Below are 17,961 nucleotides of genomic sequence, written 5' to 3' on the forward strand. Positions count from 1 at the left end.
TGCTTGTAGGGGGGATGGGGGGAACCTCCCCCTCCCGCCTGGGCCTACTCACTAGGGGGTTTCCGGAATCGTCCCCCCCCGCAACCCAATTGTGGTCGTCTCCGGGTGGGGGTGTTTCCCTCCGCGCACACGGACCCGGCCGGGCCGGGCGTACTTCAGAAGGTGACGTCCGAGCAGGCGTAGAACGCGTTCCCGGTGTCGGCGACCGTCCACACCGCGAGGATGACGTGGTGACCGCTCCGGCCGCCGGGGATGGTGCCGCTGTGCGAGAGCGTGGACGGCGGACGCTGGCTGTTGTACGGGACGGTGAGGAACGGCGTGGTGTCCAGGTCCGAGCGGCTGAGCGCGTGGTTCTGGTTCCAGCCGTTCTTGGTGATGTAGTACTTGAAGTCGGTCGTGGCGTGCATGGCCGTGAACTGCCACCGGAAGGTGTAGCTCTGGCCGCCGGTGACCCGGGTCGTCGGCCAGGCGCCGCCGCCCGGCTTCGTCGGCTGGTTGAGCGCGCCGAAGTTGCCGTGACCCGCCGAACAGATCTGGCCGTCGGCGGGCCCGCCCGCGGGGAAGCCCTTGGGGCCCTCGACGCTCTGCGGCTCCCACTGGATGTCACCGCAGCCGGTCACGGTGCCGTTCTGGCAGAGCTTCTGCCGGCTGACGGGGAGGTCGGTGTAGCCGTGGCCGCTGGCGCCGGCGCTGGAGAGCACCAGCGTTCCGGCCGTGGCGAGGCCGACCACGCCCGCGTACCACTTCGTCTTCTTGGTCGTCCGTATTCGCATGCTGCCGCTCCTGGAGAACATGGGGGAGGTTCCGTGAGCCGTACGCGCGCACCGCGATGTTGCAGGTCTAGACCAAGTCCCACATTATTGCCGGTAGTTGAACATGTCCATACCAATCTCGGGGCCAGTTCCCCTGCCGGCGCCGCTCGTCGACGTCCGCTCAGGTCGCGTCCGCGGTCCGCCCGGTGCAGAACGCCACCGTCAGGTCCTTGACCAGCGCCTTGCGTTCGTAGTCGTCGAGTTCGACCAGGCCTCGCAGGGTCAGCCGGGTCACCGTGTCCTCGACGGAGTCGACGACCGAGGCGAGTACGGAGTCGCGGTGCTGGGCGTCCAGCGCGGCGATCCGGCGCCGCTGCATCCGGGACGCGACCTCGGGGGCGTACTCGATCCGGGTCGGCTGCACCGAGAACACCTCCAGGCCGACGGGCGCCGTGTCCGCGGCCACCAGCCGGGTCAGCGCCTCGCCGACCGCCTCGCTGTTGCGCAGGGCCGGACCGTCCGCGCCGAACCCGCCGCGCACGGTCCCCGGCCGGTCGGCGGGCAGGTGCGAGAGCACCCGGGCCAGCGCCGCCTCCACACACTCCCGCAGATAGGCCTCGTGGTCCTCGACGCCGAGCGTGGCGCGCGCGGTGTCCTTGACCCGCCACACCACGAGCGCCACCACCCGCAGCGCGACCCCGTTCACGTCGACCGCGGACATCGGCTCGCTGCGCCAGTGCCGCAGCCGCACGTCGACCCGGCGGCGCAGCACCAGGGGGTTGACCCACATCAGGCCGGTGCGCCGGACCGTGCCCCGGTAGCGCCCGAAGAGGCCGAGCACCCAGGCCCGCCCGGTCCGGCCCCGGGCCAGCCCGCCGAAGCCGAACAGGCCGAGCGCGCCGGCCCCGGCGTATCCGGCCCACTGCGCGGGGCCGAGCCCGGCGCCCGCGAGGCCCGGGAGGGGGGAGGGCGCGGCAGCGGGCAGCACGCCCGCCCACCACGAGGTGACCAGGCAGCCGGCCACCCCGCAGGCCCCGGCCAGCACACCCGCCGCTCCCGGCAGCACCCGCGCCGGGCGTTCGGCCAGGTCCGGGTCGACCCCGGGGACCGGCCGGGGCCGCGCCGGTTCGGGGCGCCGCACCCGCGGCTGTTCGCCGGTGCCGCGCCGGCGTCCCACCACGGCGGGCGCGACCGGCACCGAGACCGGGTCGGGGTCGTCCCGGAAGAGCAGGTGGACGGGGATCTCGGTGGTCGCCTCGTTCTGGATGAGCCGGGCCGGCCGCAGCACGGCCTCGGCCACCGCCTCCAGGGGTCCGGACGGCGCCCCCTCGGATTCCGGGGTGTGTGAAGTCGTCGTAGTCATACGTGCCTCCATGCCTCCGCGCCTGGAAGTGTTGTCACGAACCGCGCCGGTGCGTCGCCGTACCGCCGCAGGGGTGCGCCCGTACGGATGCCGCCGTACCGGCAGGGGGTGCGCCCGTACGGATGCCGCCGTACCGGCACGGGGGTGCACCGGCGCGCGGGGCGGCGCGCGGGTGCGTGGGGGGTGGTGCGTCACGGGGGACGCGTCAGGAGAAGAGCCGTCGCCAGGTCTCCGGTCCCGGGTAGCCGTCGGCCGCGCCGCCCCGCCAGCCCTGGGCCCGCTGGAACGCCTCGACGTTGCGCCGGTCCGCCTCGCCCCAGCGCGGCCCCGGACCCTTGGTGTAGTGCGCGCCGAATCCCTTCCTGACCAGCTGCTGACCGAGGCGCGTGACGTGCGCGTTGTCCGCCCCGGGCCGGAACGGCGCCCGGCCCGGATAGCCGGGCACCACCCCGTGCGAGGAGGGGTCCGGCGTCGTGGACCCCGGGCTCCCGGCCGGGATGTCCTTGCCCCGCTTGCCCACCAGGTACGACCAAGTCGTCGGCCCCGGCAGTCCGTCGGCGCCCGCTCCGCTCCAGCCCTGGGCCCGCTGGAAGGCCTGGGTGGCCAGCCGGTCGGCGTCCGACCAGCGCGGGCCCGGCCCCGTCCGGTAGAACCGGGCGCCGCCCCGCTCCACCAGGAGCCGGCCCAGCCGCGTGACGTGGGCGTTGTCCGCGCCCGGTCCGAAGTACCCGGCCCCCGGGAAGCGCGAGGACTTCCCGTCGGAGCCGCCCGGATCCGCCGGTCCGTCCGGCGCGGCCGGGCCCGGGTCGCCGGCCGCCCCCTCGGCCAGCCCCTTGTAGCGGTACGCCAGGTAGCGGTCGGAGTTGCTCCAGTACGCGTACGGGGTCGACTGCTTCCGGGTGTACGGGCGGGTCTGCTCGTACGCGAGGTAGTACGTGTGCGCGGAGTCCGCCCAGCCGCCGAAGACGACCACGTGCGAGCCGTTCTCGGGGTTGCTCGGATTGTGGAAGAGGAGGATGTCCCCGGGCTCCAGCGCGCCCTTGGACGTGCGCACGCCGAAGGTGTGGAGACTGCCCGTCCATTCGTTCCCGGGCAGGTTCCAGGCCATCGACACGAAGCCCGAGCAGTCCTGCCGGTACCCGTCCGACCAGTACTTGGTCATGCTGTAGGGCACCTCGGCCGCGACCCACTTGTTCGCCCGGCTGATGATCTCGGCCCGGGTGGTGGACGGCACGGCCACCACGGCGGGCGCACCGGGACGCTCCGGTTTCCCCGCCGGGCCGTGCAGCGGGGCCTTCTCGCCCTGGGGGGTGTCGGGCGGCTCGTCGTCGACGGGGAGGCCCGGCCTGGCGGGAGCGTGGGCGACGGCGACCGCGGGCACCGAGTGTCCCGCGCCGAGGACGGTGCCCGCCGCCGCCGCCAGCGCGAGCGCCCGCGCCGCGGGACGGGCCGGTCCGGGCGACGACACCGCGGCGGCCTCGGCACGGCGCCGGTCGGCACAGCCGGGGCAGTCGCAGTCGCTCGCGGGATCGAATTCCTCGAACACCGGAGTCTCCATGCGATGCCCCTCACACTCCAGATGGAAATGTCCGCATTTCTGCACGATCGTCAGTTTCTCAACCGTCCTCCGTTGTCGCATGTTGACGGTCCGAATGATGTACGGCACCCTCCGCGCACGCCGACGCACCGGGAGCTCGCGGGCCGGACCACCTCCCGGAATCGGGTAGAGTTCTCCAGGTCAGCGCGCGCCGCTAGCTCAGTTGGTTAGAGCAGCTGACTCTTAATCAGCGGGTCCGGGGTTCGAGTCCCTGGCGGCGCACAGACAGACCGATGGGGCCCCTCGCCGATGGCGAGGGGCCCCATCGTCGTCCGCGCCCGGAGGACCGAGAGACCCCGTCTTCGCACATACGTCCGGACAGTCGCCGGTTTATGCGGCCGACCGCGTTGCTGCCCCGAGAAGGGGCCGGTGGGGTGGGGCTCGCGGATGTGTCGCACTCGCTCGGGGTCGAGCTCGCGGATCTGCCCGTACAGGGTCGTGAATTCGCAGTGATCGACGTACTCGCCCCGGTCGTCCGGTGACGGGAATGACTCGGTCCGGCAGGCCGCGCCCGATCTCCAGCGGGAGGCGGCACGTGGACACGGCTGCCGCGGCGTTGACGCAGCGGGCCGGCCCGTGGTGCGGGCCGGGAGCGCGGGCGGACGGTCCGGCCCGGCCCGGGGTCGTCACGCCCGGCCCGGGGTCGTCAGGCCCGGCCGACGGGGAGGGCCGAGGGGCCGCCGCATCACCCCTGGGCCGGAGCGCTCATCCGTTCTAGAGTCGTCTCAAACGGTCGCGGTCCCGGGCGGGTTGGACCGTCCGCGAGGCCGGGACGGCTCACCAGAACCTCCCGCGCCGGTCGCCGGGGCGCTCCCGCGGCCCGGGCGCGCGCGGTCGAGGACCGGCCCGGCCGGCGGCTCCAGGGGGAGCAGGTCGCCGGCCGGGCCGGGCGGGCTCAGGCGGTGCTGCCGGTGAGGTACGCGGAGACGACCACGTTCGCCGTGTACGAGCGGCTGGCCCGGTCGAAGGTGCCGCCGCAGGTCACCAGCCGCAGCTCGGCCCGCCCGGGCTCGCGCGGCCCGTAGGCCCGCCGGGCGTCGAAGCGGTCGCGCGGGACGACCTGCACGTCGTCGACGGTGAACTCGGCGACCGTGCCGTCGTCGCGGACCACCCGGACCCGGTCGCCGGGCCGCGCCGAGCTGAGCCGGTAGAAGACGGCGGGCCGGGTCTCGGTGTCGACGTGTCCCACGAACAGGGCGGTGCCCGCCGCACCCGGCCGCGCACCGGCCGCGTACCAGCCGACCACGCCCGGCCGGTCGTAGGGCGGCGGCTCGATCGCGCCCTGCCGGTCCAGACCGCCTGCCACCACCGGGGCCTTGATCCGCAGCGCCGGGACGTCGACGCGCTGGGGCCGCGCCTGCCGCAACGGCTCGTGCGCGGGCGGCAGTCGGGCACCCCGGGGACGGCCGACGCCGGCCACGTCTCCCGTGGCCGGCGCCGCCCCCTGCCGTACGTCGGTCACCTCGCGGCCCCAGAGCCACAGCCCCAGCAGCAGAACCGCCCAGGCGGCGCCCGTCGTCAGGCGCCCGGTGCCGGAGGAGCGTTCCCCGTCGGTCATGTCGGGTTCCTCATCCGCCGCCGCGGTCCCGGCGGGCGCTGCGCACCGCGACGGCAACCGCGGCGGCGCTCGCGAGGACCAGGCCGATCACGGCCTGCCCGGTGCCCGGGCCGGTGGCGCGGGTGTCGACGGACGCGAAGTGGGCGGTGCCTCCGCCGCCCGCCCGCACCGGCGCGACCGGTGAGGCCGGCGCGGACGAGACGGGCTGCTCCTGCCGGTCCGCGGGGCGGCTCGCCGGGTCCGAGGCGGCGCGGCCCGGGCCGTCCGCCCGGGCGACCGTGAGCGTGCCCCTGACCTTGTCGTCGACGCCGTCGCAGGTGACCTTCACGCCATAGGTGCCGGGCTTCAGCGAGGAACGGACCCGGCTCTCCCCGACGAGGGCGCCGTCGCCGCCCGTGAGCCGGGCGTCCGCGACGAACGCCGGGGACTTCGCGACGCCGGTCCTGTCCTTGCAGCCCGTCGTCCGCAACGTGATGTCGGCGCCGGGGGCGGGGGGCGAGGGGGTGACGGAGACGGCCGCGTCGGCCGCGTACGCCGTGGGCGTGAGCGCGGCGGCGAGCACCGCTCCGGTACAGAATGTGAGTCGCAGTGAACCCATCGTGAACCTCCAGACACCTGGAGACTCCCCCTCCGGGAGGGCAGCCGCATCCCGGAGAGGGCAATCGCTGCTCCGTTCGGGCGGATTTCCGCCGCCCGAGGCATGGAACGCGGTTCAGACGCGTTCGATCAGGTCCGCGATGGAGTCCACGACCTTGGAGGGACGGTAGGGGTACCGCTCGATCTCGGCGGGCGTGGTCAGGCCGGTGAGCACCAGGAACGTCTCCATGCCCGCCTCAAGACCGGCCAGGACGTCCGTGTCCATCCGGTCGCCGATCATGGCGCTGCTCTCCGAGTGCGCCCCGATGGCGTTCAGGCCGGTCCGCATCATCAGCGGGTTCGGCTTGCCCGCGAAGTACGGCTGCTTGCCGGTCGCCTTGGTGATCAGCGCGGCGACCGCGCCGGTGGCGGGCAGCGGCCCCTCCGCCGAGGGGCCGGTCTCGTCGGGGTTGGTGCAGATGAAGCGGGCGCCGCCGTTGATCAGCCGGACCGCCTTGGTCATGGCCTCGAAGGAGTACGTCCGGGTCTCGCCCAGCACCACGTAGTCGGGCTCGTGGTCGGTGAGCACGTACCCGATGTCGTGCAGCGCGGTGGTCAGGCCCGCCTCGCCGATGACGTACGCCGTGCCGCCGGGCCGCTGGTCCTCCAGGAATTTGGCGGTGGCCAGCGCGGACGTCCAGATGTTCTCGACCGGCACGTCCAGGCCCATGCGCTGGAGCCGGGCGTGCAGGTCACGGGCGGTGTAGATGGAGTTGTTGGTCAGCACCAGGAAGGGCCGGCCCGACTCCCGCAGCTTCCTGATGAAGGCGTCGGCGCCGGGAATCGGCACACCCTCGTGGATGAGCACACCGTCCATGTCGGTGAGCCACGATTCGATGGGCTTGCGGTCTGCCATGCCGTTCTCCTGCCGTACGCGGTGCTGCGTGGCCCTCAGCCTAGCGATCAGTTGTCGGCCGGGGTCCGCCACTTCTCGACGTCACTCTGGCGGTTCCGGTCGATCTCGGTCCAGGGGCGGTCGGCCGGTTCGGGTCCCGCCCGCGCGGGCGGGAGGCCGTCGGGCTCCGCCGACCGAGGGGACTCGGGAGTCCGTCCGGGGTGTTCCTGGCGTGGCGGCTCCCGAGAGGCGGTGTGGATGGCAGGTCATATGTTCATGCGACTGCGTACGTGCCTGTCCCTCACCGTTGTCACCGCGGCCGCCCTCGCCTGCGGGCCCGTCCCGAGCGCGGCCGGGCTCGACGCCCCGCCGGCCGCGGCTCCGGCGGCCGACCGCCGCCCCGGCTGTGCCGATCCCGACGCCCGCGACTTCCCCCTGAGGACCCGCGTCCACGGCGGACCCGACGTCTACGAGACCGGTGGCGCCGACGGGACCTGGTACCTCGACCTCACCAACACCACCGCCCACCCCTGCGGCGGCATCCATCCCGTCGTCGTCCTCGTCGACGAGAAGCGGCAGCTGCGCCCGTCCCAGGTACGGCTGGAGTTCTTCGAGGGGACCCGGGCGCACCCCGTCTCCTTCGAGCGGACGGACGACGACGAACTCGTCGGGGCCTTCGACGGGTTCCCCGGGTTCACCGTGGCTCCCGGGCGGACCCTCCGGGTGAAGGTGCGGCTCACCGTCACCTCCGCCGCCGCGCCGAACGACGTCGTGGCGAAAGCGGCCGTGGTGCACCGGCACCACGACGACGGCGACTGGGTGGGGCAGTCGAACGACTACCGCTTCCGGATCGACGGCACGCCGGACGCCGCCGTGGAGGGCACGGACACCCCGGCCCCCTCGACGGCCACGGGTTCGGCGTCCGCGACTCCCTCGGCCCGGCCTTCCGGGGCTCCCTCGGCCCCGGCTTCCTCGGCTTCCTCGACTTCCTCGGCTTCCTCGACTTCCTCGGCTCCGGCTTCCGGGACCGCCACCGACTCCGGGGGCAGTGGTGGTGACAGCGGCGATGAAGGTGACGGTGGCGCCGAGGGTGACGGTGGGGCGCCGGGCGGTATGCCGTCCGTCGAGGAACTGGCGAGGACCGGCCCCGGCACGCCACACGACACCGGCCTTCTGATCGGCGGCCTCCTCCTCATCACGGGCGGCACCCTCCTGATCACCACGGCTCGCTTTCTGCGCGGACGCGGGTGAGGGGACGCGGGTGAGGGGACGCGGGTGAGGGGACGCGGGTGAGGGGACGCCGTGAGGTGTGCCCCGTCGTTTCGTCCGGGCGCCCGGAGTGCCGGAACCGCGGCGCCCACGCCGTCCCGGCAGCCCGGCCCCCGCCGGTCAGCCGTCGGCGCGCCCGAACAGGGGTGCGAGGAGGAGCTGGGCCGCGCCCTCCGCGACGGCACGCGCACCGCCCGGCGCGAGACGCACCGGCACCGCCGCGTCCAGGCCCCCGCGCCGGGCGCGCTCGTCGAGGACGGCGCCGACCCCCCGTACGAAGGGCTCCTGGTGGGCGGCGACGGTACGGCCCCCGAGGAGTACCAGGTCGATGTCGAGCAGCCCGGCGAGATTCGCGGCGCCCTCCCCGAGGACCCGCGCCGCCTCGTCCACGGCGCCCCGCGCCACCGCGGAGAGGCACAGCACCTCGATGCAGCCGTGGTTCCCGCACTCGCACAGCGGCCCGCCCAGCTGGATGACCTGGTGCCCGAACTCCCCCGCCCCGGTCCGCGTCCCCCGGTGCACGGCCCCGCCGACGACCAGCCCGGCCCCCAGTCCCGTACCGAGGTGCAGATACGCGAAGGACCCCTGGCCCGGCCCGGCACCCCCGCCGACCGCGAGGGCGAGCGCCGCCGCGTTGGTGTCCTTGTCCACGACGACGGGCACCCCGAGCCGCCCGGCGAGTGCCTCCCGCAGCGGAAACCCGTCCCACTCCGGGAACCCGGTGACCCGGTGCAGCACCCCGCGGTCGTGGTCGAGCGGGCCGGGCAGCGCGACCCCGGCGCCCAGCACGGACGCGGCCCCCGGCACCCCCGCGAGCAGGGCCGCCACCTCCCGTGCCGCCCCGGTGACGACCGCCTCGGCCCCGGAGCCGAGGTCCAGGGGCGAGCGCCGCTCCGCGACCACCGCTCCCGTGAGGTCGCACAGGACCGCCGTCAGCTCGTCCCGGTCCAGGTGGAGGCCGACCGCGTGACCCGCCCCGGGAACCAGCCGCAGCACCGTGCGCGGTTTGCCGCCCGTCGACGCCCGCCGGCCCGCCTCCGCCGCCAGGCCCTCCGCCCGCAGGCGGGCGGTGATCTTGCTGACGGCCTGCGGGGTCAGCCCGGTCCGCTCGGCGAGTTCGAGACGGCTGATGCCGGCGGGGCCAGCCGTGCGCAGCAGGTCGAGCACCAGCGCCGCGTTGTGGTTGCGCAGCGCCGGCAGGTTCACCCCCGCCTCGCCGCCGCGCCCGCGCACCACCCCCGACCGGTTCACTCCGCTCCCGCCGCCGCGCCCACGCACCTCCGACCGGTCCACTTCCGACTCCGCGCTGGTCCTGTTCACGTAGGCCATTGTCCCCCGCGCTTGCACTTTGGCAACAGCGTTGCGAAAGTGGGGGCATGACAGGCACCAGCAGCACCGGATCCGGCTCCGGCACCCCCCTCCGCGTCGGCCTCGTCGGCTACGGCCTCGCGGGCTCCGTCTTCCACGCCCCGCTGATCGCCGCGACCGAGGGCCTCACCCTCGACACGGTCGTCACCTCGAACCAGGAGCGGCGCGAGCAGGCCCGGGCGGAGTTCGGCGACGGTGTCCGCTTCGCCGGCACGCCCGACGACCTGTGGGCACGCGCCGACGAGCTGGACCTGATCGTCATCGCCTCCCCGAACAGGACCCACGTCCCGCTCGCGACCGCCGCACTGAAGGCGGGCCTGCCGGTGGTCGTCGACAAGCCCGTCGCGGGCACGGCGGCCGAGGCGCGCGAGCTGGCCGCCCTGGCCGACGAGCGCGGACTGCTCCTGTCGGTCTTCCAGAACCGCCGCTGGGACAACGACTTCCTGACCCTGCGCAAGCTCGTCGAGGAGGGCGAGCTCGGCGACGTCCACCGCTTCGAGTCCCGCTTCGAGCGCTGGCGCCCCCAACTGAAGGGCGGCTGGCGGGAGTCCGGCGACCCGGCAGAGATCGGAGGTCTGCTCTACGACCTCGGCAGCCACGTCGTCGACCAGGCGCTGACCCTCTTCGGCCCGGCGGCGCAGGTCTACGCCGAGTCGGACGTACGCCGCCCCGGCGCCGAGACCGACGACGACACCTTCTTCGCGATCACGCACGTGAACGGCGTCCGGTCCCACCTGTACGTCTCCGCGACCACCGCCCAACTGGGCCCGCGCTTCCGCGTACTGGGCTCGCGCGCCGGTTACGTCAAGTACGGCCTCGACCCGCAGGAGGCCGCGCTGCGCGAGGGCAGCCGCCCCGGCAGCACGGCCGAGTGGGGCATCGAGCCCGAGACGCTGTGGGGGCGCGTCGGCTCGGGCGAGTCCCCGCTGACCGGCGGTGGCCGCCCGGAACCCACGCTGCGGGGCGCGTACCCGGCGTACTACCAGGCGGTGGCCGCGGCGCTGCGCGACGGCGGCCCGAACCCGGTCACGGCGTACGAGGCGGCCGACACCCTCGACGTTCTGGAGGCGGCCCGGCGCTCCGCCCGCGACGGTGCGGCGGTGACGCTGTGAGCACCCCGACGGCCGCCCCCACGATTCCCGAACTCGAGGAGCAGGAGCGCCGCTTGACGCTCCCGCGCTTCACGTACGACGACGCCTGGGCCCTCGGTTCGCTGCTGGTCGAGCTGGCCCGGGAGCGCGGCGCGCCGGTCGCCGTCGACATCCGGCGCGGCGGCCAGCAGCTCTTCCACGCGGCGCTGCCCGGCTCGACCCCGGACAACGACGCCTGGATCGACCGCAAACGCCGGGTCGTCGAGCGCTACGGCTGCTCCTCGTACCTGGTCGGCGCCCGCTTCCGCGCCAAGGGCACCACCTTCGAGGAGTCCTCGCGCCTTGACCCCGGCGTGTACGCGGCCCACGGCGGCGCGTTCCCGATCGTCGTCGAGGGCGCGGGAGTCGTCGGCACGGTGGTCGTGTCGGGTCTGCCGCAGGTGGAGGACCACCGGATGGTCGTGGAGGCGCTGGAGCACTTCAAGGGCTGACGGCGGCGCGGGCCCGCACACTTCGAGGTCCGAGGCCGGCGCAGGTCCGCAGCTTCGAGGGCCGAGGCCGGCGCGGGCCCGCCACTTCGAGGTCCGAGGCCGGCGCAGGCCCAGGCCCCGCCCCGCCGCGGACGAGGCCGGGGGCACCCTCACCCACGAGGGCGCCCCCGGCCTCGCAGTGCTCACGCGTCCTTGAGTTCCTGGCGCTGCCGTCCCAGGCCCTCGATCTCCAGCTCCACCACGTCACCGGCCCGCAGGAACGGCTTCGGCTCGGGCTGCCCGAGCGCCACGCCGGCCGGGGTGCCCGTGTTGATGACGTCGCCCGGGTGGAGCGTCATGAACTGGCTGACGTAGCGCACCACCTCGGCGACCGGGAAGATCTGCTCGGCCGTCGTGCCGTCCTGCTTGAGCTCGCCGTTCACCCAGAGCTTCAGCGACAGCGCCTGCGGGTCGGGCACCTCGTCCGCGGTCACCAGCCAGGGGCCCAGCGGGTTGAACGTCTCGCAGTTCTTGCCCTTGTCCCAGGTGCCGCCGCGCTCGATCTGGAACTCGCGCTCGGAGACGTCGTGCGCCACCGCGTACCCGGCGACGTGCGCGAGGGCCTCCTCGTGCGACTCCAGGTAGCGGGCCGTACGGCCGATCACGACCGCCAGCTCCACCTCCCAGTCGGTCTTCACCGAGCCGCGCGGCACGAGCACCGTGTCGTGCGGACCGACCACCGTGTCCGCCGCCTTGAAGAAGATCACCGGCTCGGCGGGCGCCTCGGCACCGGTCTCCCGCGCGTGGTCGTGGTAGTTCAGCCCGATGCACACGACCTTGCCGATCCGGGCCAGCGGCGGTCCCACGCGCAGCCCGGCCGCGTCCAGCGCGGGCAGCTCGCCTGCCTCGGCGGCGGACCGGATCCGGCCGAGCGCCGCGGCGTCGGCGAGCAGCGCTCCGTCGATGTCGGCGACGACGCCCGACAGGTCCCGCAGGGTTCCCTCGGCGTCGAGCAGCGCAGGCCGCTCCGCCCCCGCCGTACCGACTCGCAGCAGCTTCATGATCACAATCTCCCTCGATCGCGGCAGCCCGACCGATGGGTGCAGCCATCGGAGGACTGGTCGATCCTCCAAGCTGGCCGTCCAGTCCGCAAGACCCCGTTCACGGACTGGACCGTAACCTGAGCGCCCCTCCGGGCTCGCCCGTCAGCCGAGCGCGGTCACCGCCGGAGCGGCCCCCGGCATGTCGCGGTACAGCACCGCCCGTTCCACCGCGCTCCACGTCGTGCTGGTGACCACGTACAGCGCGGCGGCCAGCGGCACCACCGCCACCGTGAACAGCGTGAAGAAGGACATCAGTGGCATGACCTTGTTGATCGTGGCGAGGCCGGGCACCTGCTCGCCACCGGGCGCGGGGGCGGGCGCGGCCGACACCATCTGCCTGGTCCGTCGGTAGTTGAAGGTCGCCACCACGGTGACGACGGCGAAGAGGCCGAGGTAGACGAGCCCAGGGGCGCCGAGCGGCCCGCCGTCCCCCAGGGCGTCCGCCCAGCGGTCGCCGAGGGGGGCGCCGAACAGCCTGTGCCCGAGCAGCGCGTTGGCCCCGCCGCCGATCGTCGAGCTGGAGAACAGGTGGTAGAGGAGGAAGAAGGCCGGCATCTGGAGGAGGCTCGGCAGGCACCCGGAGAGCGGCGAGACCTTCTCCTGCGCGTGCAGCTCCAGGAGGGCCCTCTGGAGCTTCTCGTTGTTGTCGCCGTGCTTCCTGCGCAGGGCCGCGACCTGCGGCTGGAGCCGGGCGCGGGCCCGCTGCCCGCGCGCCGACGCCCGCGACAGCGGGTGCACCAGCAGCCGTACGAGGGCGGTGAACAGGACGATCGCGGCGGCTGCCGCGGACGCGTGGAACAGCGGCTGGAGCAGGTCGGCCAACCGCTCGACCAGACTCGCGAAAACGGACATGAAGGCAGACATGAAAGCGGACATGGGTGAGCCCTCCGGGGGTCTCGTCGTGCCGGACGTGGAGAGACGGCATGACGGCCCGCGCGGGGGTACGCGGCGGTGAGTGAGGTGGTGCGCGTCCCTACGCGGTGACCGTCGGGAGGGCACACCCCGGCGCTCGGGGGCGCGTGCGTCCCGACGCGTCGGGATCGCGCTGGGGCAGGAACGCCGTGCGCTGCTCGCGGTCGCGGATGGCCGTCCGTACGCGCGTACGCGGGACGGCGGGCACGCAGCGCGCGGCGATGAGGGCGCAGGCGGCGAGCGCGGAGCCGGCCGCGGCGGTCGCCGCGAAGGCGACGACGGCGGAGAGGCTGCCGGTGTCGAGGAGGGCGAACTCCAGGACGAGCAGGAGCAGCGCGGCGGCGGGACGCATGGTCGCCCAGGTCCGCGTCATCGGCCACTCCCCCTTCGTACGCCTATTCGTCCTGCCGTTATACAGGATGGGTGCCGGGTGCGACCGCGGGCTTAGCGGGAGCCGTACATCCGTCGCTGTCCGGCCGCGGGCCTCGCGGGAGGCGTACATCCGTCGCTGTCCGGCCGCGGGCTTCTCCGGAGCCGTCCGTCCGGTCCGTGCGACGGGAGAGGGCCGGGGTGCCGAAGGTGCAGGTGCCGGGGCGGCTTCCCCGGCCGGGGGGCGTCAGCGGGGCCGCACGGAGCGCAGTCTGCCCCACACCACCAGGCGGTACTTCGAGGTGTACTCCGGGGTGCAGGTGGTGAGGGTGAGGTAGTACCCGGACTCGCTGTATCCGTAGGACGGGTGGACGCTGCTGCGCGGCACGGGGCGTACGACACCGCCGTCGCGTGCGGAGGTCTGCGGAAGCGTCCGGTCGACGGCGTACACGTAGGTGGCCGTCCGGGTCTCGACCTCGACCGTGTCGCCGCGTCTCAGCCGGTCGAGGTGCCGGAAGGGCTCGCCGTGGGTGTTCCGGTGCCCGGCGAGCGCGAAGTTCCCCGGCCGGCCGGGCTGGGCGGTGCGCGGGTAGTGGCCGGCGTAGCCCCGGTCGAGCACGTCCGGCTTGCCGATGCCCTCGGCGACGGGCACGCGGAGCGAGAGGCGGGGGACGGTCAGGACGGCGTAGGCCTCGGACCGGCGGGGCTGTTCGCCGGGGCTCCGGCGGGCGGTGCCCGTCCGCCCGCCCGGGTCGGCCGATGCGGTACCGGCTCCGGTCCCGGTGTCCCCGGTGTCCTGGGGGAGGGCCCCGCCCGGATCCGGGGCGGCCGTCACGTCCGGCGCGGGCCGCCGCCACTCCCTCTCCAAGGCCTCGACCCTCCGCTCGGCCCCCTCGCGGGCCTGCCGGTTGGTCCACCACAGCTGGTGCGCGACGAGGAGCAGGAGCACCGCCCCGACGGTGACGAGGAGTTCGCCCGCGCTCCACAGGGCCCGCCGGTACGCCGCGCGCCGCCGTAGCGTGCCGTGGTGCACGACCCCGGGAGTCCGCATGCGTACGCCTCCTTCACCGGCCCGCACGATAAGGGGCGTCTCCTCAAGTAGCCAGCACGGTGCAGGATTTGATCTCCCCCTCCTCCCTGCCCTTCTCCTCACCCTTCTCACAACCACTGAAAGAAAGAACGGTCACACCTCTCGACAACCTCACCCGCCGCACTCGATGCTTCCTGATGACATGAGCGCGACACGTCAACGCCGGTGCCGCAACCGGCAGTTCGAGCGGGACGGAGAGGTCATGATCCGACGCAGAACACTGCTGGCCGCGACGGGCGGCACGCTCCTGGGGAGCGCGCTGGCCACCGGCACGGCGCGGGCCGACGCGACCATCGCGGTCAACCCCGGCACCACGTACGGGACATGGGAGGGCTGGGGCACCTCCCTGGCCTGGTGGGCCAACGTCTTCGGCGCCCGGGACGACTTCGCCGACATCTTCTTCACCACCAAGCCGGTGGCGTACAACGGCCGGACGCTCCCCGGTCTCGGTTTGAACATCGCCCGCTACAACCTCGGCGCGTGCAGCCGGAACAGTGTGAACGGCGAGAGCATGGTCGCCTCGCCCAACATCCCGGCGTTCAAGCAGATCGAGGGCTACTGGCAGGACTGGAACAACGAGGACCCCGCGTCCTCGGCCTGGAAGTGGACGGCGGACGCCGCCCAGCGCGCCGCCCTCGTCAAGGCGACCGCGCGCGGCGCGACCAGCGAGCTGTTCGCCAACTCGCCGATGTGGTGGATGTGCGCGAACCACAACCCGTCGGGCGCGTCCGGCGGCGGCAACAACCTGCAGTCCTGGAACTACCGCCAGCACGCCTCCCACCTGGCCGCGGTCGCCCTCCGCGCGAAGACGGACTGGGGCGTGAACTTCGCGACGGTGGACCCCTTCAACGAGCCCTCCTCCGCCTGGTGGACGGCCACCGGCACGCAGGAGGGCTGCCACCTGGACGCCTCCGTCCAGGCCGCCGTACTCCCCCACCTGCGCGGCGAACTCGACAAGCGCGGCCTGACGGGCACCCGGATCTCCGCGTCGGACGAGACGAGCTACGACCTCGCGCGCACGACGTGGAACGCGTTCGGCACGTCGACGAAGGCGCTGGTGGACCGGGTCAACGTGCACGGCTACCAGGGGTCGGGCGGCCGTCGTGACCTCCTGTACACGGACGTCGTGACCACGGCCCGCAAGAGCCTGTGGAACTCCGAGTACGGCGACGGCGACGCGACCGGCCTCACCCTGGCGAGCAACCTCTGCCTGGACTTCCGCTGGCTGCACCCGACGGCGTGGTGCTACTGGCAGGTCATGGACCCCTCCGCGGGCTGGGCGACGATCGCCTACGACGCGACCACGCTCCAGGCCGGCGCCGTACAGACCAAGTACTACGTGCTGGCCCAGTTCAGCCGTCACATCCGCCCCGGCATGACGATCCTCGACACGGGCGTCGGCTACGCGGCCGCCGCCCTGGACGCGGCGGCGAAACGCCTGGTCATCGTCGCCGTGAACACCGCGTCGTCGGCCCAGACCCTGACCTTCGACCTGTCCCGCTTCACCCGGGCGACCGGCGGCACGGGCGGCCTGGCACGCCGCTGGAACACGGTGACGTCGGGCGGCGGCGACCTGTACGCGCCGCACTCGGACACGTACGTGAGCGGAAAGGTCCTGCGGGTGCCGTTCGCGGCGGGGGCGGTGCAGACGGTGGAGGTGGAGGGGGTCGTGGTGTGACCCCGCCGGCCCACGCGGGTTCGTGGTGTGACCCCGCCGGCCCGCTCGCCCGGCCTCCCCTGCCCGGGCCGGGGCGCTGGCCTGCGGATCTCTCTCTTTTGTCGGTCCACGGCAGTACGGTGTCCACCATGCGCCCCGACACGCCAGCCGAGAACGTCGACCACAACGCCGAAGCGGCACGCCTGGAGCGGACCGCAGGCCTTTACCCCGAGGACGCCGAACACCTGCTCGTGCAGGCCGCGGCCCACCTGGAACTGTCCGGCGACCGCCCCAGCGCCACCGCGCTGTACGACCGCCTGCTGTCGTCCCCCGAGCCCCTGGAGAACCCCCACCTGGTCCGCGCCCTGAAGGCGGCGAACCTGTGGGAGTACGGCCACGAGGCGGAGGCGCGGGCGATCATCGACGGGGTCCGCGCGACGTCCCCGCGGGACCCGGCGGCCTGGGTGATCGTGGCCGAGGCCCTGGAGTCGCACGACGAACTGGAAGCGGCGCACGAGACGTTCACGGAGGGTGCGCGGCTCTTCCTGGCGGACGTCTCGGAGCCGCCGTACGCGACGCACCCCCTGCTTTTCGGCCGCCACCGGGTCCGCCGCATGCTGGGCGTGGCCCACGACGACTGGGACATGCTCGCGGACACGCTGCACTCGTCCCCCGTCTCCCTGGACGAGCTGCACGACCCCAAGCGGGTGTGGTCGCTGGGCTCGGACAACCCGGTGGAGCTGGCGGCGGAGATCTCGCGCCTGCGCGCGGAACTCGGCACGTTCCGGGAGGCGCTGTCGCGTCCGTTCCCGGTGGCGGTCCTGCACTGGCCGGCGGACGAACTGGCGGAGCTGCTGACGGCGTACCCGTCGCTGTCCTCGGAGTACCCGTCCCACGAGGAGCACCTCGCGACGATAGAGGCGTCCCTGCGCGAGCTGTCCGCCTCCGGCACCCCGAACCTGGGCATCGTCACGGGCACGGTCCCGTCCTACGAGGCCTTCGCGGCCTCGGAGGCCACGTCCCCGGCGGACACGAACCTCCTCCCCCAGTACGCGACGACGCTCGCAGCCCGCGGCCGAGCGGTGGCGTGGCCCCCGCAGCGGGGGGCGGGGTGCTGGTGCGGGTCGGGGAACCGGTACACGGAGTGTCACGGCTCGTGACTGCAATGCTCTGATCACTCGTCCCTGCCTCCGCGCGTACCGAGGCAGGGCACGGGGTCAGGACGCCGTGCCGGATGCGGCCCTTGGCGCCCGGCACAATAGGACTTGTGCCTGATGCCCTTCCGTCCTCCCCGGCAGTCTCTGCCCGGATGAGTCGCCAGCTCTCCCGCGACACCGCCCCCGAAGTCGCGGTCCGCCGACTCCTGCATGCATCGGGATTGCGCTACCGCGTCAACGTGCCGGTACCCGGCGTACCTCGACGCACGATCGACATCGTCTTCGGCAAGGTCAAGATCGCCGTCTTCATGGACGGCTGCTTCTGGCACGGTTGCCCCGAGCATGCGACGCATCCGAAGGCGAATGCCGAGTGGTGGCGCGCCAAGCTGGAGAAGAACGTGGCTCGGGATCGCGAAACGACCGACCATCTGCGTGCGGCTGGATGGACGGTACTCCGCTTCTGGGAACACGAGCCCGCCGAGGACGTCGCGCGGCAGATCACCACCGCCCTGGCCTCGAAGCGTTGGCCTCCTCCTGAACAGTCCTCAGGAGAGACACCGCCGACGACGAACCGGCGGGCCATCGGTCCGGTGGCAGAGACAGACCCCGGACACGATTCCCGAAGCGCAGAGTCCGACCCGTCAGGCCTTTGATTTCGCGTGTCAGCGCCGATCTCACCCAATAGTGTGTACGCGTTGCACGAGTGTGACGAGGCGGGGTGCCCCCGGGTGCTT

The 17,961-nt window shown here is 73.6% G+C and carries 17 protein-coding genes and 1 tRNA gene; 7 read left to right on the plus strand and 11 right to left on the minus strand.

Annotated elements, in window-relative coordinates:
- Positions 1-155 precede the first annotated feature (155 nt).
- The 3 genes from AC069T_RS36400 to AC069T_RS36410 form a co-directional block, all read right to left on the minus strand.
- Positions 156-773, minus strand: coding sequence for a lytic polysaccharide monooxygenase auxiliary activity family 9 protein (locus AC069T_RS36400; protein WP_478786825.1), 618 nt, complete (start codon positions 771-773; stop codon positions 156-158).
- Between the two features lie 160 nt (positions 774-933).
- On the minus strand, positions 934-2,115 hold the full coding sequence (locus AC069T_RS36405; RefSeq protein ID WP_478786826.1) for an SPFH domain-containing protein: 1,182 nt from the start codon (positions 2,113-2,115) through the stop codon (positions 934-936).
- 205 nt (positions 2,116-2,320) lie between these two features.
- Entirely contained in the window at positions 2,321-3,673 is a 1,353-nt protein-coding gene (locus AC069T_RS36410) for a peptidoglycan-binding protein (protein WP_478786827.1), read from the minus strand.
- 187 nt (positions 3,674-3,860) lie between these two features.
- On the opposite strand from AC069T_RS36410, the gene AC069T_RS36415 reads away from it, so the two are divergent.
- Positions 3,861-3,934, plus strand: a tRNA-Lys gene (locus AC069T_RS36415).
- Positions 3,935-4,607: 673 nt separating this feature from the next.
- On the opposite strand, the gene AC069T_RS36420 is transcribed toward AC069T_RS36415, so the two are convergent.
- From AC069T_RS36420 to AC069T_RS36430, 3 genes are all read right to left on the minus strand, one after another.
- Positions 4,608-5,270: a class F sortase gene (locus tag AC069T_RS36420; RefSeq protein WP_478786828.1), complete on the minus strand. Its 663-nt coding sequence runs from the start codon at positions 5,268-5,270 to the stop codon at positions 4,608-4,610.
- A 10-nt stretch (positions 5,271-5,280) separates the two neighbouring features.
- The gene (locus AC069T_RS36425) at positions 5,281-5,868 is read right to left on the minus strand and encodes a hypothetical protein (RefSeq protein WP_478786829.1); all 588 of its coding nucleotides are present in this window, start codon (positions 5,866-5,868) and stop codon (positions 5,281-5,283) included.
- Positions 5,869-5,982: 114 nt separating this feature from the next.
- The gene (locus tag AC069T_RS36430; protein ID WP_358851331.1) at positions 5,983-6,762 is read right to left on the minus strand and encodes an HAD-IIA family hydrolase; all 780 of its coding nucleotides are present in this window, start codon (positions 6,760-6,762) and stop codon (positions 5,983-5,985) included.
- A 255-nt stretch (positions 6,763-7,017) separates the two neighbouring features.
- On the opposite strand from AC069T_RS36430, the gene AC069T_RS36435 reads away from it, so the two are divergent.
- Positions 7,018-7,992 (plus strand): hypothetical protein, encoded by a 975-nt coding sequence (locus tag AC069T_RS36435; protein WP_478786830.1) that lies wholly within the window; start codon positions 7,018-7,020, stop codon positions 7,990-7,992.
- Positions 7,993-8,130: 138 nt separating this feature from the next.
- Here the strand turns inward: AC069T_RS36435 and AC069T_RS36440 are convergent, their stop codons facing one another.
- The gene (locus AC069T_RS36440; RefSeq protein WP_478786845.1) at positions 8,131-9,288 is read right to left on the minus strand and encodes an ROK family transcriptional regulator; all 1,158 of its coding nucleotides are present in this window, start codon (positions 9,286-9,288) and stop codon (positions 8,131-8,133) included.
- A 98-nt stretch (positions 9,289-9,386) separates the two neighbouring features.
- On the opposite strand from AC069T_RS36440, the gene AC069T_RS36445 reads away from it, so the two are divergent.
- Entirely contained in the window at positions 9,387-10,490 is a 1,104-nt protein-coding gene (locus tag AC069T_RS36445; RefSeq protein WP_478786831.1) for a Gfo/Idh/MocA family oxidoreductase, read from the plus strand.
- Positions 10,487-10,960, plus strand: a complete 474-nt coding sequence (locus AC069T_RS36450) for a heme-degrading domain-containing protein (RefSeq protein WP_478786832.1) — start codon at positions 10,487-10,489, stop codon at positions 10,958-10,960. Before AC069T_RS36445 ends, AC069T_RS36450 begins: the two co-directional genes overlap by 4 nt.
- Positions 10,961-11,142: 182 nt before the next feature.
- On the opposite strand, the gene AC069T_RS36455 is transcribed toward AC069T_RS36450, so the two are convergent.
- From AC069T_RS36455 to AC069T_RS36470, 4 genes are all read right to left on the minus strand, one after another.
- A complete protein-coding gene (locus tag AC069T_RS36455) occupies positions 11,143-12,000 on the minus strand; it encodes a fumarylacetoacetate hydrolase family protein (RefSeq protein ID WP_478786833.1) in 858 nt (285 codons plus the stop codon).
- 144 nt (positions 12,001-12,144) lie between these two features.
- Positions 12,145-12,906 carry a YidC/Oxa1 family membrane protein insertase gene (locus tag AC069T_RS36460; RefSeq protein ID WP_478786834.1) on the minus strand — a complete coding sequence of 254 codons (762 nt, stop codon included), beginning with the start codon at positions 12,904-12,906 and terminating at the stop codon, positions 12,145-12,147.
- 109 nt (positions 12,907-13,015) lie between these two features.
- Entirely contained in the window at positions 13,016-13,327 is a 312-nt protein-coding gene (locus tag AC069T_RS36465) for a DUF6412 domain-containing protein (protein ID WP_358851338.1), read from the minus strand.
- Positions 13,328-13,570: 243 nt separating this feature from the next.
- Entirely contained in the window at positions 13,571-14,374 is an 804-nt protein-coding gene (locus AC069T_RS36470; protein ID WP_478786835.1) for a class E sortase, read from the minus strand.
- Positions 14,375-14,615: 241 nt separating this feature from the next.
- Between AC069T_RS36470 and AC069T_RS36475 the strand changes: the two genes are divergently transcribed.
- The 3 genes from AC069T_RS36475 to AC069T_RS36485 all read left to right on the plus strand — a co-directional run bounded on the left by AC069T_RS36475 (position 14,616) and on the right by AC069T_RS36485 (position 17,880).
- Entirely contained in the window at positions 14,616-16,091 is a 1,476-nt protein-coding gene (locus AC069T_RS36475; protein ID WP_478786836.1) for a glycoside hydrolase, read from the plus strand.
- A 128-nt stretch (positions 16,092-16,219) separates the two neighbouring features.
- Entirely contained in the window at positions 16,220-17,230 is a 1,011-nt protein-coding gene (locus AC069T_RS36480) for an SEC-C domain-containing protein (protein WP_478786837.1), read from the plus strand.
- Between the two features lie 149 nt (positions 17,231-17,379).
- Complete coding sequence (locus AC069T_RS36485) at positions 17,380-17,880, plus strand: very short patch repair endonuclease (RefSeq protein ID WP_478786838.1); 501 nt, start codon at positions 17,380-17,382, stop codon at positions 17,878-17,880.
- Positions 17,881-17,961 lie beyond the last annotated feature (81 nt).

The organism is Streptomyces sp. NPDC043867 (genome assembly GCF_056435845.1).

Coding starts and splice junctions, on each gene's coding strand:
- AC069T_RS36400 (WP_478786825.1), bottom strand. CDS start 773: ATGCGAATACGGACGACCAAGAAGACGAAGTGGTACGCGGGCGTGGTC.
- AC069T_RS36405 (WP_478786826.1), bottom strand. CDS start 2,115: ATGACTACGACGACTTCACACACCCCGGAATCCGAGGGGGCGCCGTCC.
- AC069T_RS36410 (WP_478786827.1), bottom strand. CDS start 3,673: ATGGAGACTCCGGTGTTCGAGGAATTCGATCCCGCGAGCGACTGCGAC.
- AC069T_RS36420 (WP_478786828.1), bottom strand. CDS start 5,270: ATGACCGACGGGGAACGCTCCTCCGGCACCGGGCGCCTGACGACGGGC.
- AC069T_RS36425 (WP_478786829.1), bottom strand. CDS start 5,868: ATGGGTTCACTGCGACTCACATTCTGTACCGGAGCGGTGCTCGCCGCC.
- AC069T_RS36430 (WP_358851331.1), bottom strand. CDS start 6,762: ATGGCAGACCGCAAGCCCATCGAATCGTGGCTCACCGACATGGACGGT.
- AC069T_RS36435 (WP_478786830.1), top strand. CDS start 7,018: ATGCGACTGCGTACGTGCCTGTCCCTCACCGTTGTCACCGCGGCCGCC.
- AC069T_RS36445 (WP_478786831.1), top strand. CDS start 9,387: ATGACAGGCACCAGCAGCACCGGATCCGGCTCCGGCACCCCCCTCCGC.
- AC069T_RS36455 (WP_478786833.1), bottom strand. CDS start 12,000: ATGAAGCTGCTGCGAGTCGGTACGGCGGGGGCGGAGCGGCCTGCGCTG.
- AC069T_RS36460 (WP_478786834.1), bottom strand. CDS start 12,906: ATGTCTGCCTTCATGTCCGTTTTCGCGAGTCTGGTCGAGCGGTTGGCC.
- AC069T_RS36465 (WP_358851338.1), bottom strand. CDS start 13,327: ATGACGCGGACCTGGGCGACCATGCGTCCCGCCGCCGCGCTGCTCCTG.
- AC069T_RS36470 (WP_478786835.1), bottom strand. CDS start 14,374: ATGCGGACTCCCGGGGTCGTGCACCACGGCACGCTACGGCGGCGCGCG.
- AC069T_RS36475 (WP_478786836.1), top strand. CDS start 14,616: ATGATCCGACGCAGAACACTGCTGGCCGCGACGGGCGGCACGCTCCTG.
- AC069T_RS36480 (WP_478786837.1), top strand. CDS start 16,220: ATGCGCCCCGACACGCCAGCCGAGAACGTCGACCACAACGCCGAAGCG.
- AC069T_RS36485 (WP_478786838.1), top strand. CDS start 17,380: ATGAGTCGCCAGCTCTCCCGCGACACCGCCCCCGAAGTCGCGGTCCGC.